This is a genomic window from Methanosarcina sp., assembly GCF_028693135.1.
Lineage (GTDB): Archaea > Halobacteriota > Methanosarcinia > Methanosarcinales > Methanosarcinaceae > Methanosarcina.
Window position 1 is genome coordinate 1 of the sequence record NZ_JAQUVZ010000009.1, and the last position, 15,630, is coordinate 15,630.

The 15,630-nt window shown below is 38.6% G+C and carries 16 protein-coding genes and 1 pseudogene; 10 read left to right on the plus strand and 7 right to left on the minus strand.

The window, feature by feature from the left end; translation table 11 throughout:
• The 8 genes and pseudogenes from PHF18_RS06145 to PHF18_RS06180 form a co-directional block, all read left to right on the plus strand.
• The coding region (locus tag PHF18_RS06145; protein ID WP_300099797.1) for a nucleoside 2-deoxyribosyltransferase at window positions 1-261 on the plus strand (261 nt) is incomplete at its 5' end.
• A gap of 437 nt (window positions 262-698) precedes the next feature.
• Complete coding sequence (locus PHF18_RS06150; RefSeq protein WP_300099799.1) at window positions 699-866, plus strand: hypothetical protein; 168 nt, start codon at window positions 699-701, stop codon at window positions 864-866.
• A 1,310-nt stretch (window positions 867-2,176) separates the two neighbouring features.
• A complete protein-coding gene (locus PHF18_RS06155) occupies window positions 2,177-2,632 on the plus strand; it encodes an N-acetyltransferase (RefSeq protein ID WP_300099801.1) in 456 nt (151 codons plus the stop codon).
• 157 nt (window positions 2,633-2,789) lie between these two features.
• Window positions 2,790-3,803, plus strand: coding sequence for a hypothetical protein (locus PHF18_RS06160; RefSeq protein ID WP_300099804.1), 1,014 nt, complete (start codon window positions 2,790-2,792; stop codon window positions 3,801-3,803).
• A 438-nt stretch (window positions 3,804-4,241) separates the two neighbouring features.
• A pseudogene (locus PHF18_RS06165) lies at window positions 4,242-4,622 on the plus strand (N-6 DNA methylase); the annotation flags it as partial.
• Window positions 4,623-4,764: 142 nt separating this feature from the next.
• Entirely contained in the window at window positions 4,765-5,868 is a 1,104-nt protein-coding gene (locus PHF18_RS06170) for a hypothetical protein (protein ID WP_300099807.1), read from the plus strand.
• Between the two features lie 316 nt (window positions 5,869-6,184).
• A complete protein-coding gene (locus tag PHF18_RS06175) occupies window positions 6,185-7,129 on the plus strand; it encodes a hypothetical protein (RefSeq protein WP_300099810.1) in 945 nt (314 codons plus the stop codon).
• A 65-nt stretch (window positions 7,130-7,194) separates the two neighbouring features.
• Window positions 7,195-7,368, plus strand: coding sequence for a hypothetical protein (locus PHF18_RS06180; protein WP_300099813.1), 174 nt, complete (start codon window positions 7,195-7,197; stop codon window positions 7,366-7,368).
• Between the two features lie 371 nt (window positions 7,369-7,739).
• On the opposite strand, the gene PHF18_RS06185 is transcribed toward PHF18_RS06180, so the two are convergent.
• The 3 genes from PHF18_RS06185 to PHF18_RS06195 form a co-directional block, all read right to left on the minus strand.
• Window positions 7,740-8,030, minus strand: coding sequence for a hypothetical protein (locus PHF18_RS06185; RefSeq protein ID WP_300099816.1), 291 nt, complete (start codon window positions 8,028-8,030; stop codon window positions 7,740-7,742).
• Between the two features lie 49 nt (window positions 8,031-8,079).
• Window positions 8,080-8,340: a hypothetical protein gene (locus PHF18_RS06190; protein WP_300099819.1), complete on the minus strand. Its 261-nt coding sequence runs from the start codon at window positions 8,338-8,340 to the stop codon at window positions 8,080-8,082.
• A 256-nt stretch (window positions 8,341-8,596) separates the two neighbouring features.
• On the minus strand, window positions 8,597-9,316 hold the full coding sequence (locus PHF18_RS06195; protein ID WP_300099822.1) for a hypothetical protein: 720 nt from the start codon (window positions 9,314-9,316) through the stop codon (window positions 8,597-8,599).
• Window positions 9,317-9,758: 442 nt separating this feature from the next.
• Here PHF18_RS06195 and PHF18_RS06200 point away from each other — a divergent pair, with 442 nt between their 5' ends.
• Window positions 9,759-10,010, plus strand: a complete 252-nt coding sequence (locus PHF18_RS06200; protein WP_300099825.1) for a hypothetical protein — start codon at window positions 9,759-9,761, stop codon at window positions 10,008-10,010.
• 378 nt (window positions 10,011-10,388) lie between these two features.
• Here PHF18_RS06200 and PHF18_RS06205 read toward each other — a convergent pair whose 3' ends face one another.
• Genes PHF18_RS06205 through PHF18_RS06220 form a run of 4 tightly spaced genes read right to left on the minus strand, consistent with a single transcriptional unit; the run spans window position 10,389 to window position 14,029 of the window.
• Window positions 10,389-11,075 (minus strand): ABC transporter ATP-binding protein, encoded by a 687-nt coding sequence (locus PHF18_RS06205; protein WP_300099828.1) that lies wholly within the window; start codon window positions 11,073-11,075, stop codon window positions 10,389-10,391.
• A gap of 3 nt (window positions 11,076-11,078) precedes the next feature.
• Complete coding sequence (locus tag PHF18_RS06210) at window positions 11,079-12,287, minus strand: FtsX-like permease family protein (protein WP_300099831.1); 1,209 nt, start codon at window positions 12,285-12,287, stop codon at window positions 11,079-11,081.
• 15 nt (window positions 12,288-12,302) lie between these two features.
• Window positions 12,303-13,541, minus strand: a complete 1,239-nt coding sequence (locus PHF18_RS06215; RefSeq protein ID WP_300099834.1) for a COG1361 S-layer family protein — start codon at window positions 13,539-13,541, stop codon at window positions 12,303-12,305.
• Window positions 13,538-14,029, minus strand: a complete 492-nt coding sequence (locus tag PHF18_RS06220; protein ID WP_300099836.1) for a hypothetical protein — start codon at window positions 14,027-14,029, stop codon at window positions 13,538-13,540. The genes PHF18_RS06215 and PHF18_RS06220 overlap by 4 nt, the downstream gene beginning before the upstream one ends.
• Window positions 14,030-14,371: 342 nt before the next feature.
• Here PHF18_RS06220 and PHF18_RS06225 point away from each other — a divergent pair, with 342 nt between their 5' ends.
• Complete coding sequence (locus tag PHF18_RS06225; protein WP_300099839.1) at window positions 14,372-15,202, plus strand: AIM24 family protein; 831 nt, start codon at window positions 14,372-14,374, stop codon at window positions 15,200-15,202.
• Window positions 15,203-15,630: the final 428 nt, after the last annotated feature.

The following is a 15,630-nucleotide window of genomic DNA, read 5'->3' on the forward strand; positions in this document are numbered from 1 at the left end:
CAGGAATGTATATTCAGGAAGTGTGTGGAAGGTGTGGATACCTCAGACCTTGTTGTTGCAATTCTTGACGGTGTGGACGTGGACTCCGGGACAGCCTGGGAGATAGGTTATGCCTATGCAAAAGGAAAACCCGTTATAGGACTCAGGACCGATTTCAGGGCTCTTTCGGACGGAGTCGTGAACCTGATGATTGAGATGGCTATAGTTGCCCTTGCCAGAGATGAAGAAGAACTGCTCAAAATAATGGAAAAGTTCCGATAACTTTTTTTGTTCCTGTTTATGTGTATACAAACAGACGTACATCTCATTTGCCTCATTTATCTCATTTGTCTCCCTTTTTTCTTCCGATTCATCCCTCTCATTTGTATCTCAATTTGTCTCTTTGTCTCCCTTTTTTTCTTCCGATTCATCCCTCTACTTGTCTCTCTGTTTACCATTAAAGGTCATTCCTTTTACCGTTAGAGAGAATCATTTTACAAAAACATAGAGGGATAAAGCCTGTTAACTGGGTCTTAAAAATAACCTTTGTGTTTGCAGACAGATCATAAATATTCGTTTTTGTCGAATATATATTATCTCCCGATTGAGATAAATTTCTAAAAAAGATTCAATATCAGTACCCACAATATATAACGATTATTAATTGGAAATATGTTTATATGGAAGATCCGACATATTAAGTATAGGAGGTTAAAAATATGACCTTTTCAATGGGATATACTTTTATGAAAGTGAAGACTTCACACGGGCCCGAAGTGTACGTTACCCAGTTCGGGAAACTGGTGAAAGTTGTACCCTGCAGTCCGCAGGTGAAAATATCCGAAAGATATGCAAGCAACTTGATCAGGCAGATCGAGTCAGATTAAAAGATAAGAAATTATCCGACTTTTTCTTTTTGATTCGGACAATTTTCGTTAAAGCCCTTTTTTCGGCCGAACCTTTTTCGGTTTAACCTTTTCTGCACAACTGCTACATAGCGTACAGAACCTTTTTTTAACAAGATCCTGTAATCCGAATTCTCCAGTCTGGCACTAATAAAATTGAGCTTTCCGCATGGAGTCTGTTAACCGGATACTTTTCCAGCAGGAGCTCCTTAACTGGAGACGAACATGTAGCCCTGGAAATTAACACATCGTCCGAGAGATTGGTTGTCCCTTATTAATCGGCTGATTTTTATTCGGATCTCCGAAAATGGAATCTTTTGTTTTCCTGCTATACCCCTTGCAGGATGAACATGTCTCGTCTGCAACGCAAAAAAGTAACAAAAAAGTAACACGCAGATTCATACTGTCTCCAGGAAGTAACAAAAAAGTAACATGCGAATTCATACTGTCTCCAGGATAAACTGAATTCAGAACTATCTTCCCTGTCCTAAGAATACTTTTCTTGACCCGGGGAACCTCATTCAAATTCACAGACAAATATAAGCACCTCCGCCAGCTTGTCTGGCGGCCCTTCCCAAAAAGAAGAAAGACGTAGAATAGAAAGAAGGAAAGATGTTTGAGGAAGTAGTAAAAATCGATAGAATCAGATGTGTAATGGATTATTTTCAGGTATAATTAAATTCTGTTTTGATTGCGTTTTCACAGACTTTTTACTTCAATTTTAATTTATAAATTTTATTTTTGGTCTTTTTTCTTATTTTTTGTCTGAAAGCCGCTCTCCTGCGTTGAGCGTGACAAAAAAGACACAATACAGCTAATAAGGTTTTACTGGTCATTAATATGTATTCTTCTGCCCATTTGACCTTGCGAAGTTCACATTATAACCTTTAAATTGATCCTCTTGAGCGTAGCGAAAAGGACAGCGCACTGCAGAGCCGCAACTCTGCCGGGACAAAAAAGACACAATACAGCTAATGCTGTTGCACAGGTCAAAGAGATTTATCAAATAGTCCTCTTGAATGAAGCTAATTGACATAACCCATCGCTTAGTCCTCTTGAGCGCAGCGAAAAGGACCGCGTACTGTTGCACTTGCAGTGCAACTCCCAGAAAATCTCCGATTTCCTGAGATCCCAAAGCGCAATTCGGGCGAGGCGCAATTCTGGCAGCAAAACTAGGGATATCAACCATTTAAAGGTGGACGACCAATAAATTCAACCATCCAAAATATAAAGATATAATTTTAATTTTAGATAGAGAAAATAAACCTAACAAAAGAGAGGAATGGGATAAATTGATCAGAACTTACAGGGAAACAGACCTTGAAGAGATGGTAAGGATCTGGTACGACGCATCAGCCATTGCCCATCCCTTTGTGCCAGCTTCTTTCTGGGCTTCGTATAAATCCGCAATGAAGGAAAAGTATCTGCCTCTTGCCGAAAATTATGTTTTTGAACAAGAAGGAAAAGTTACAGGCTTTATTTCACTCGTTGGAGAGAGGGTATGTGCCCTCTTTGTAGCTCCCGACGCGCAGGGAAAAGGAATGGGAAAGGATCTTCTTGAACACGCAAAAGCCCTGAAAGGCAGGCTATCCCTTAAGGTCTACAGGGATAACAAAAAAGCTATCCTCTTTTATGAAAAGAGCGGACTTAAAGCATACGGAGAAGAGGTTGATGAGCATACGGGCTGCATACAGATTTTTATGGAGTGGGAAATTTCTAATATGGGGTTTCAAGACTTTGATGCATGAAAACTTTGATGCATGTTCAGTTTTAAGTGCACTTACTAAACACAATGGAGTGTCACGAAATTAAAGAAAGAAGAAAGAAAAGAAAGAGTAAAGGAGAGAAAGAAAAGAAAGAGTAAAGGAGGAAGAAAAGAAAGAGTAAAGGAGGGAAAGAAAGGCCATGAACCATGAAACCGGAGGTAGATCCATTAAAGGGGTAGAAGACTCACTTTTCCAGCATCTTGCACCCGATACGCCGGAAGTTAAGAAAATAAAAAGCCTGCAGGGTAGAGAGTATGAATACGCCGAGCACATAGGAATAGCAGAATATTCAATTGCCAGGCATTTTTACGAGGCTGACAGAAAAATAAAGGATAAGGATGCAGTATCGGCATTAAAGAATATCAGAAAAAACGGCAACAAAAACATTTCTTTTTTTAAAGAGGGGCTTGAAAAAGAAATTGTCAAAAACCTGATAGACCTCCTTGAAGAAAAACCAGTAACCCACCATGAGTTGAAGCTGGTAATAGACTACGTTTTAGAGATTATCGATAACAGATCATGGATGGAAGATGAACAGGCATACATAAAGTGGGTAGCTTACGTTATGGACCTTTTCACAGAAGAAGAGAATGAAGAGTATGAGAAGAGCATAAAAAAGCTTGCTGCTAAACTGGGTTTGTCCAGTAAACATGCGGACCTCATACTCCTGAAAGGGGACGAAGAAGATTATTTTGAATTTGTAGAGGGGTATGGAGAAGAAAATGAAGGAGATAAAGGAGAGAAAAGGGACGAAGGAGGGGAAAGAGACGAAGGAGAAGAACTGACCGAAGAAGAGATGATAGCAGAAGTGGAAAGCAGTTTCCTTTCAATGGAAGACTCCGAGAAATTCGATTTCCTGCTGGAAAACGGCCCGGAGTTTTACGAACTTACAGGAGTTTACATCTCCGAACTGTCAGAAAAAGGCGAATTTGAGAGGATTCAGGAACTTTACGGCAAACTCACTGAAAAATACGACGACTTCATTTACCTGTACGTTTTCATGGGAGCAACCTACTTTGAGATAGAACCTGCCCTTGCAAAATCCTATTTTGAAAATGCACAAAACGCCCTCGATAAACTCGATGGTCTTTCGGACTCCACAAAAGAAAGATTAAGAGCCAGCTTCCTTAACCTGATCAAGAAAATAAACTGATTGCAACCGAGGTTGGGAATAAACAGATGAAAAACCGGAAAGCCTTATCAGAAGATCATTTATAAGGGCAACCTTCCCGACAAACTTTTTTTGTCAGGAAAATTTTATTCACTGCCTGAGAATGAGTCTTTTTTATCCCCATGTCTAAGAAATTCTCCTGCTTTTTAATGGCATGATTATCATTATATCATATTTTGAATTTTATGATAATTTGGATTAGCATATTTATCAATTCTGAAAAATTACCTCAACTATGCAAACCGTTGAACAATGCCCATAATCAGCAATTTTATAACAGTTCACGGATTATCCTAAGCCATCATTACAGTGTTGCTCACCCATGGCAAAAAACACAACCGGTTCAAACGGCGCAAACCTCGGTTTTGAAGAAAAACTCTGGCAGACAGCAGATAAGCTCAGAAACAACATGGACGCAGCGGAGAAGTCCTCTTTATTGACGCCCGGAACATGGGAGCTTTGCGGGACCGCACCCCCCGCGAACTTACAGATGAAGAAGTCCGGAAAATTTCCGACACTTATCATACCTGGCGTCGGGAAAAAGTAGAATGTAGAAAATACGAATACGTCCCCGGTTTCTGCAAGTCTGCAAGCCTTGACGAAATTAAGAAGCACGATTATATCCTGACCCCTGGCCGCTATGTAGGTTTTGAAGAAACCGAAGACGACGATGAGGAATTTGAAGAGAAAATGGAGAAGCTGACTACTGAACTTTCGGAACAGCTCAGGAAGTCGGAAGAGCTGGAGAAGAAAATAAAAGAGAATCTGACAGGGCTCGGGTATGAACCAAGTTGGAAATGAACAATTAAATACGCCGGTTGAACATAAAAAGAGGTGCTGGCTGAACTGAAAAAATAACCAGTTCAACCACGTAAAAATAATTGTATCCATCCATCCCTGTTATTAGAAATCAATACAAATTAACAATCGGAGAGCATTAGTTATGGTTTCTGAAGAAAACAATGAATTTGTTGAGGACAAGTTATCTTTGTCCGAATTTCTCGTGCCGGATACTCCGAAGATTAAGGAAATAAAAAACATTTACGAGAACGAATACGAATACAGCGAGTATCTGAGTGAAATCGAGTTTTCAATTGCCGAATATTATTACAAAGAGAACCGGAAAGTTACGGATAAAGATGTCATAAAGGCATTGAAGAATATAAAACAGAACCGTGACAAACCCATCAGTTTCTTTGAAAAAGCTCTTGAGATTAAAATTGTAAAAACCCTGATTGAACCTCTTGAGGAAAGCCCGCTTACCGACCATGAATTCATCCTTGTTCTTGACTATGTTTTGTGGGTCGTTGACAACAGGTCCTGGTTGCAGGATAAACAGGCCTATGTAAAGTGGATAACGTACGTGTTAGGCTTTTTATCAGTGGTAGAGGAGAAAAAATACGAAAGCCAGTTCAAAAAATTTGCCCGCAAAATGGGTGTATCCGGATCTCAGGTTGATATGCTCCTTATGAAAAAAGAAATGACTGATGATTTCTTCGGTGATGCAGGTTTATTTGACGAGGAAGACCTTTTTGAAGGTATTATAGATAAAACCGGGATTCTTGATGAAGACCGAACGGCAGATGACCTTGAAACCGGTTTCTTTTTAATGACAGATGATGAAAAATTCAATTTCCTGCTGGACAAAGGCCCTGATTACGTCGAACTCGTACAGTCCTATATCTCCGAACTTGCGGAAAAAGAAGATTTTGAAAAGCTGCAGGACTTTTACAAAAAGCTCAGTGAAAAAGAAAAGAAATTCTTCCCCCTGCACCTCATGGTGGGGACTGTCTACATCGATAAAGACCCGGCATTTGCCAAATCCTGTTTTGAAGAAACTTTGAGAATTGCCTCAAGGTCAAAAGAAATTCCTGAAGAAATGAAGGGCGCCCTGAAACTAAATATCCTCCTTCTGGAAACCCTCCTCCCGGAAGAGCTCACTGAGAAACCAGAGGAAAAAACCGATGCGGGCAAAAAAGGCAAAAGTAAATGCAAATCCAGAAAAAAAGCTTCAAATCAGGATGTTGAAAGCGAAGAAGATATTTAATAGTAGCTAAAAAGAAGATTCTGAATAGAAGATAAAAAGAACTCGAAAGAAACTCCTTATAAAGGGGACAGGCTGGTTAGGCAGCTTATTCTGGAAACGGAACCGCCTGAAAATCTTTTAGTTTGAATTTTGCCCTTCACTGCGCGGCTTTTTTGCAAGCCTCCGGAATAGATGCAATTGAAAGTACAACCGCCGCCATTCCAACCTTCTGGAAAGAACGATAAAAAAGGCCGTGAAAAGGAGATTCAGCATACAGAAAAAGGGCAGCCAGAAAAGGCTGAACAGAAAATAGATCAACCACCGGAGAGCATTGTTTATGGTTTCTGAAGAAAATAACGAGACTGTTGAAGAAAGAATTTCATTATCCGAATACCTGATACCCGACACCCCTGAAATACTGGAAATAGAGAGCCTGGAATGCAGGGAACCCGAATACATCATGTATCTGGGTGCTGTTGAGTATTCGATTGCCCTGTATTATTATGAAGGAGACAGAAAAATAGAGGATAAAGATGTCATACTGGCACTTGAGAATATAAAGCTAAACTACGAATTGGATCTCTCCTTTTTTAGCAGGGACCTCGAAATACAGATTATCAATTATTTGATCGGGGCCTTAAGTGAAAAACCGATTACACATCACGAATTCCGGCTTGTAATTGACTATGTCTTGTGGGTTATTGAGAAGCGGACCTGGATGGAAGATAAGCAGGCCTATGTTAAGTGGATCGCTTACGTGATGGGCCTTTATTCGGAAGTAGAGTCGATAAAATATGAAACGGACTTCAAAAGGCTTGCTGAAAAACGCGGAATGTCCGAAGAAGATATAGACCTTCTCCTTTTGAAAGGTGAAGATGATGACTTTTCCGAAGCGATGGATTTTGAAGGTTTTCCCGGAGAAGATATTGGCAAATCCAAACCGGAGATGGACTTTGCTTTAATGCCCGATGAAGAAAAGTACAATTTCCTGCTCGAAAAAGGTCAAGAATTTTCCGGAATGCTTGAATTCTACATCTACGAACTTGCCGAAAACAAAGAATTCGAAAAAATCAAGGAACTCTATAGCAAACTCAGCGAAAAATACCCGGACTTCATGTATCTGCACTTTTTGATGGGAGCTATTCACATATCCATAGACCCGGTCCTGGCAAAGTCCTGTTTTGAAAGAACTCTGGAAATGGCAGAAAAGGATGAGAATGTACCCGAAACTATATTAGAAAGCCTCAGGCTGAATATCTCTTCACTGGAAGAACAACTTTAAGAAGAAATCGAAAAACTGGGATATAAAACAAGGCCAGGTTCATATAATAATCATTAAAAAAATTGTTGGATTTAAATATACTAGTTCAGACACTACCTGAGAAACCAAGAAGCCCAAATCAAAAGTACAAAACAAAAGATGAAATTGTAAAAATAATAAAAAACATGTATGAGCCCCTAATTGATGAGAAATCGAGGCAAAAGCTGAACAAAAAAGAGGCAAAAGCTGAACAAAACTAGGAAGAAAATCAAACTACCCAAAAACACCCCAAAAGACTAACTCAAAGACTAAACAACAAGCGCCGGAAAAAAGTTCGGTGAACTCAAAAACAGGGGAGCCGCAATAGCTGTCTTTAACGTGTATTTTCCGCTCGCAAGCGAGCGGCCTTGCCGATGAAATCACAAAACAAAAAATAACAAAACAAAAAGCCAGCCTCATAAAAACGAAGTGAAAAAATCCACCCTGAGTTCTAAGGTTTGAGTCAGAAGCCCATAAAAGTAATAAAAAATGACATGGAGAAGAGCAATTTGCCTCTGAAATCAAATTCAAAGAAACCGAGATCGGGATGATTCCTGAAGGTCTCAAATTAAAGATTCTCTTCTTCCTAAACTCATGTCAGGAAAAATTCGTGCTCAGATTTAAATAAGTTCAGAGCTGGCTTAAATTTCAGCACTTTATTCTTTTTATTTTTCATCGGAATGGCCGCTCTTCGAGCGTGACAAGACACCACAAAGATAGCTAATACGGTTTTACGTTTTCTAAAAAAACATTTCTTCAAAGCCGCCTGCCGGACCTTTTTCAAATCAGTTCTTTTTGCCGGCTCCGTTTTATTTAATGGATTTTTTGAAAACGATGGACTGCGCCGCCGACAGAAAAAATATATTAAAAGAGCTATGCCCATTTTGTATTCATGGCCCCCGATTCTAAAGCTGAAAGAGCATATAAGCAGATTACCGCAATATTCGTTTCCGAAGTTCAATGCTTATGGGATCAAGTTTCCCATTTTTAGCTTCAAGAATTTCTTTTTTTATAAAACGAGTTCTATTTTTAGCTTCAAGATACTCTACTTTTGCTTGAAGCTTCTCTTTTTTTGATTTAAGTTTATCTTTTTTTGCTTCAAGTTTCTCTACTGTGGATACAAGCTCTTTAAGGTAAGAATCAGCAGCCTCCGGGTTTGAGCGGGCAAGATTGAGAATATCTTCACGTTTCATAAACAGCTCTCCAAAATCCTGTTACTTTTATAATAACCAATATGATGAAGATGACAATTGAACTTACATGAAATATAAGTTAGAAATAGGTAATGGTAGGAATAGACAATAGCCATACCGGAAGCTCGATCAAAGAAACACCAAAAACGTAGCATTGGACTATCAGGCCGCCTGTACTAATCACGGTTAGTACTAATTTAGATTAGTATTTTGAAATACTAACAACCTTGTAAATCGCCAGTACATCTCAGAAGCTTTAAAGCTCACCGGCAAACCGGGGGTATACGATCCCTGGGACCAGAGGCTGCCAGATATTGCCTGTTTTTCCTAAAGCGAGGTAGACGGTCCAGCCGACTTTGGCCTTTGAACTGATCTCCGGAGAAACAATGACAGGACCTACAGTCTGACCTAAGGTATAGTACTCATAAAGCCAGAGCTTGCCGGGTTCTATTTTTTCAACCTCGAAATAGCTTGAGAGTCTTTTGGTGTATTTTTTAACAGGGTGAGATTCAATATACTCAAAGAGGAGGAAAGCAAGTTCTTTGGCTGCGGGGACATCATCCTTGAGTTCTCGGACATCTTTTTCAGTTTCCTCATACATTTCATCGGCCATGTAGCCATTTGCGTGCAGCCATTTAACCAGATCATGAATAACTTGCACGGAGGCTTTCAGGAAATCCATGCCTAAAAACACATTCTGGATCATATAAAAGCTGAGGAATCCTTCCACTTCGGAATCTTCGATGTGTTCGGGACTGAAGATTTCACAGTACTCCTTGCATTCTTTCTTGCATTCTTTATTGTGCAGGGCATTGAAACGCTCTGCGTCTTTTTTGCTCAGGAAAAGGTAAGCTGAGCGGTTAAGAAACTGCACAAAGAGATCGATCACTTCTTCATAGTCGCTATATGTTTCAGGATGCAGGCGCTGGCACTGTTCACCAAGAAATTCTTTGAATACTGTTTCTATAGTCTTCATGAAAATCACCCTTCTGAAAATATCCTGCAGAGAATATTGTTCTTCATTGGAATTATGGTTTATGCAGTTTTTACTAATTGATTCATATGAAAACTTGAGAGTAGCCATTAGAAACAAAGCAAAACTTTTTGCCGGCTCCGATTTATTCAATGGATTTTTATGAGTTTTTAGAAGCGGTGGACTGCGATGATTACAGAAGAAATATATAAAAAATGATGTTGCGGTTCTTTTTTCAACTTTCTTATATACCCCATTGTGAATTCCCCATATTGGTTATAAACAATCCACGTAGTCGAAAGTTCCCCGAACCACTCAAAAAACGAAGAAAACTCTGAGAATTGATTGAAAAATAAATGACACTTATTTATAAGATTAAACTGTTAAATAATTATGTATCTGTATAATTTACTTTACAGAGGTTCATAAATTGGTGACCAGGGAAATGAAAGAACCAGAAAAAAATTTCGACAAAGCGATAGAATTTGCCGAAAAAAAGAAAGAGGAATCACTAAAGAAAGCAACCAGTACGATTGAAAAAGAGTACTTGGCAAACGCATTCGACAAGGAAATACAGGAACTTAAAGAGAGAAAGAAAAAATTAGTAGAGAGTCGGGAATTGTCAGAAAAGAAAAAAAATGAAGAAATAGAGAAACGGAAAGAAAAGAGAGGAAAAAAATTAAAGGAAGAAACTTAAATCCGGCTCTCATTTTTAAGCTTATATAAAAGCCATTTTCGGGTTGATTCAATTAGTTTTTACGAGTTTTTAGAAGCGGTGGACTGCGCCGCTGACAGAAAAGACATATTGAAAATGTTAGGGAGTGGGTTGTTTTTCCAGATTTTTTTCAATTTATTCAATCACCGCCAAAAACACTAATCACAATTGGCACTAATCCAGATTAGTGTTTTTTAAATTCAACAACATTTTACAGAGCGGATTTGTTTAGTTGATTACCCCGTGAAACCAGTAAATCAAGGCGATACCTTAAAAATGAAAATGGAGTGTTGAAATAGGTTCAATGAAATTGAATAGACCTTTAAGGTCTACTTAGAAATTTATAACATCCCTTATTCTTTACCTATTTCTTTTTTTCTCATCGCTAACTAAATTACCATCTTCGAAGGTAATCACTCTGTCAACATACTCAGTATGCCACAGTTCATGTGTTACCATCACAATTGTCTGGCCATATTTTTCATTCAGTTCTTTAAACACATCCAGTACTTGTTTTGAGTTGTTTGTGTCCAGATTTGCACAAGGCTCGTCAGCAAACAATATGTCAGGCTTTTTTGCTATGGCTCTTGCGATTGCCACTCTTTGCTTTTCTCCACCGGATAATTCATCAGGAATCCTGTTATGTTTTTCTTTTAGACCAACCTTATCTAATGCTTCAAGAGCAATCTCATAAGATTCCTTTCTGGATTTTCCTTCCATCATGGAAAGGATATAAACATTTTCTGCAGCACTCATTTCATTAATGAGTGCATAATCCTGAAAGACATAACCGACTTGCGTTAGCCTGTAATAACTTCTTTCTGCTTCAGGCAAGCTGGAAACCTCTAATCCCCGAATGGTATATTCCCCTTCCGTTGCGTCGTCCAATAATGCCAATATCCTTAACAGAGTTGTTTTTCCGCTTCCGGATGCACCCATTATCGCTACAAATTCCCCTTTCTTTATTTCGAACGAAACACCCTTGAGAGCCTTGACAGCAGTTTCCCCTGTCCCATAATACCTTTTCAGGTTCTTAACCAGGATCACTTTTTATCGACTCCATATGGCTTTAAGTATGCTCTCTTTTGATACACTCCAGGCAGGGAGTATCCCGGCTATCACTGATAGTGTAAGCATGGTAACTATGCTTTCAATAAGCAGCATATAATCGATCTGGGGTCTTATTTCCATAGTCTCGTAGAATACTACCGGATTCACCTGGAAGTAAAACATAAGTGAAAAGTATAGTATCAATCCTGCGAATATTCCTAAGGAAACATAGAACGTGCTAAGGAATGCATAGGATAGGACTATTGATCTTGGAGTAATGCCTACTGCTTTTAAAATACCAATCTCTTTTTTTCTATTAAGTACATTGATATAGATAATGATGAGAACCAGTGCTGCACCTACGATCAAACTCACAAACTTTGACATGGTATCTATAGCACCCATGCTTTGCATTGCTTGCTTTATGAGAGTTTCTGACTTATCTGCCCATGTAAAGATTTGCTCATTCACCCCGGCTTCTCTTATTTTATCCTTTACTTGATCTTCACTCCCTTGCTTGTCAACCCTTACAACTACACTGGTAGCTTTACTCTCTTCTAAACCATAAACATCTTCAATTTCTTTGTAGTTAACTAACGCATTAAGGTCAACAAGTTCAAATGAGCCTTCCATGATGCCTTTGACTTTATAGGTCCTCTTTACGCCATTGCTGTATGTTACATCAACAAGCGATCCTGGTCTTACTTCACCCAGGTTATCATATATTTCGGACCCAAAACCTGTGCCTGCGATCATAGCCCCAATGATAATCTCATCCCGGGAAAGCTCTCCTAAGAAATCTCCTTCACTGATAATATATGGGTACTGTGAAACGTCGTACTCTTCTGTGGGAAGTAAGCCTGTAATAGTTGCTCCTACAACTTTCTGCTTATGCTCAATAGATGCTCCAGCGTCCAGTCGTTTTGTTGCAGCTCTCACACCTTCGACTGCTCTGACTTTCTGCAAGACACTATCAGCATTGTTAATGTAGGTGTTGTCGCCTGACGGTTCAATGACAATATCCCCGTAAGGGTAGTCTTGCATCATACCAGTAAATAGAACGGTCATTCCTCCTATCATTGATGGAAGGAATACCAGGTTCATAAAAATGAGCGAGAGAACAAAAACTATGAACATTAGTGTTTTTTTGTTTCCTCTTTTTACACTGAAGTATGCAATGAGGGCTCCTACTCTGATATCATTGATCATGCTGGAGACCTCTCATTATTTTTCATCTTTAGCAGAATTACCGCTGCCTTCCATCAACTGCTTAATTATCTCATCTTTTGATTTTTTTGTTTTATAATTAATGTAAATTAGTCCTCCAATAACTGCCAGGATAAGCAATACAATTGCAGCTGTTCCTACTCCACTACTACTTTCGAGGACTATAAGATTGATTTTCTTCTCAATTTGTTCTTCACCAAAATCATCACTGTACGTTATGGTTACAGGGATTTCGTATTCTCCTGCTTGATCAACTATAAAAGTAATTACTGCAGGTCCGTCTTCATTTGGGTCAAGAGTTCCTATGAAGGATTCTTTTAAGCCTTTGAATGGATGGTCAGCATAGACTCTTATTGAATTTATTGTTCTGTCCCCGGAGTTTTCAATTCTCATAGTCAATTCTACAGTATCACCCGTGTAAGGAAGAACAGGATCAACCTTTACAGATGCAAGATTCAAACTTCCTTTTTTGTCAAGCACAGTTATTCCAATCTCATATTCATCCTGTTGCTTGCCAAAATCATCTTCATACTCTATAATGACAGGGATTTTAAACTCCCCTGAACTGTTTGCCTTAAACTTGAATAATGCAGTTTGACTTTCATTTAAGCCAAGAGTTCCAATTGTAGAAGTTTTAATTCCTTTAAAATCGTGATCCAGGCTAATTGATACGGATTTTGCTATTGCTTCCCCGAAGTTTTCTATGCCTAACCTTAAGTCAACCGTATCTCCTTCATAGATATATTCAGGATTGGTTTTGACAGAAGAGATTCTTGGTTCTGCATCTTCGCCTATCACCCGGATTTCAACTTCATAATATTTTTCTGTGTCAACGGGTGTGTTTGCATATGTTAATTTCATTTTAATCAGATGAGGACCAGGTTTAGCATCAGGGGTTGTTCTCATGTGATATATCAGGTACCTTTCACTTGTACTATAAGTTAATTTTGAAACTTTAGTAACTAAATTTTCTGTAACTATTATATCTGAAGGAATGCTGATTATCTCAAAGGTAACATCTTCAGGAGTTTTAGTACCGCAGCTCTCAAGATTAATTCCCAGGGTGAATTCTTTATCGATACCTATTGAACTGGGACTTATTTCCTGTACCTCTGCGTTTACGCATGCATAACTGGAAATTTCGGCTTCAGCAGGAGAAATTCCTGATAAGATAATTGAAAAAACTAAAAGAAGCAAATATCTCAGCTTTGTATTCTGGCTCATTTTCTGGCTCATTTTTTAATCACCTCGTTTTGAATTTTTTCCGTAAATTCAACAAGATTTTTAAAAATTAAATCCAATGAAATCATTTGCTGATAATAATCTTCGATTATTTTGAGCAGTTCTTCAGAGTCCTCTGCGTTACTATTTTTACATCTTTCGATTATTGCTGGAAGCTCTTTAATCGCAGGACTGAACATGAGTTCATTTTTGGATTTTACTGCTTTAATTGTCATTGTCAGCATATCTCTTTGAACTGAGAAGTAAAATTTTTTTGAACCGGCTTTCTTTGTTTTTTCCACTACTTTTATTCCACTGAGCATTTTCATTGCTGCACTAACTGCTGAAAAACTATACCCGGTCATTGTAGAAAGATCTTCTAAAGTTAGCGGATTCGATTCAGAGTAAAGTATTGCTAATAATTTGGAGCAAAGCTCATCGAGTCCCTGGGATTTTATCCCCTGATACACAAGATTCTCAAATTCTTTTTTTGCGGATTCCATTTAAACGCCCGATTTACAGAATTTACAATATTTCCAGTAATTACTATATATTACAGAAATAGTAAATATATTCTTCGATTATTAAGGCTGTGACCAAAAAGTCAATTTTATTTTCGCGAGATCAGATACTTAAAAACAATATGCTCATCCAAAAAACAGTCATATACCTGAAAAACATCCAAAATTAATTATGATACCCAAAAAATACCCCTCATACCCAGCAAATACCGGTTTTTGGGTTATTTGCCAGGCAAAATGCTAATCAACCATAATCATATAACATATAAAATCATATTAGTATGTCAACAAGACACATTAGTAGATTATTCATGAGGTGTATAGATGGATGAAAAATTTTACTCCAACATAAAAGTTGTCGATTCTATCAAAAAAGATGGCTTCACGGTTGAAATTGTTGAATATAACCACCTTAAAGGCAGCAAAGATGCTTCCCTTGCAGAAGACCTGTTTTATATACAGAATGCAGGGATGTCCCTGAAAATGGTCAAGGTGACCCTTAAAAACAGTGGACTTGTCACCGAATCAGGAGCCCTTTATTTCCATAAAGGAAACATCGAAGCCGTATCGAATATAGGAGGAGTGAGCGGACTTGCGAAAAAGTTGATCAAAAGCAAACTCTCCAATGAATCTACTTTCAAGCCCCTTTACAAAGGGACAGGAGAAATCTTCCTCGAACCATCTTTCAGCCACTACATCATCATGAACCTGGAAAACGAATCCATTGTCGTGGATAAGGGGATTTTTTACTGCTGCGAAGAGGGAATGGAAATCGGAGTAGCTACCCAGAAAAACCTATCATCGGGACTCCTGGGGGGAGAAGGCTGGTTCCAGACACAAATCAGCGGCACGGGTATTGTGGTTCTCGAAATCCCCGTCCCGATGGAAGAAGTGCTTAAATACGAACTTGACAACGAAAGAATGCAGGTTGACGGGAATTTTGCCCTGCTCCGCTCAGGCTCGGTCAATTTCAGTGTTCAGCGATCAAGTAAACAGCTCCTCGGTTCTATGACAAGCGGAGAAGGCCTGCTCCATACCTTTGAAGGCAAGGGACAGGTATGGCTCGCTCCAACCCAACCAGTCTACAACCTCCTGAAACGCCGTGGAATTCCACAGATGGGAACCGCAGGAAAGAACATAAATAATTCGACATGAAATCTAAAAATTTATTACAATCCACTCGCTCAATTTTCGGTTTTTTTCTTTTTTCTTCCTTTTTTTTGCAGAGAATTACAATTTGTGTACTGTATACGCTTTGCTTATAAAATAATTTTACCTTAAAAATACACCTTGAATCTAAAAAATAAGGGTGATACCTAAAAAATACCCCCTATACCCGAAAAATACCCCTCATACCCAGCAAATAGCTGTTTTTTGGCTATTTTATAGGCAAAGCCCACTGTGGCCGCTTTGCCTATAAAATGATTTTACCTTAAAAATACACTGTGAACCTAGAAAATAAGGGTAATACCTAAAAAATAGGGGCGATACCTTAAAAATCCGAATCTGAATTATTAATATATTCATTAAGGCATGCATAAGATGTTGACATCAGTACTCATTGAGATTAATAATTAAATTTA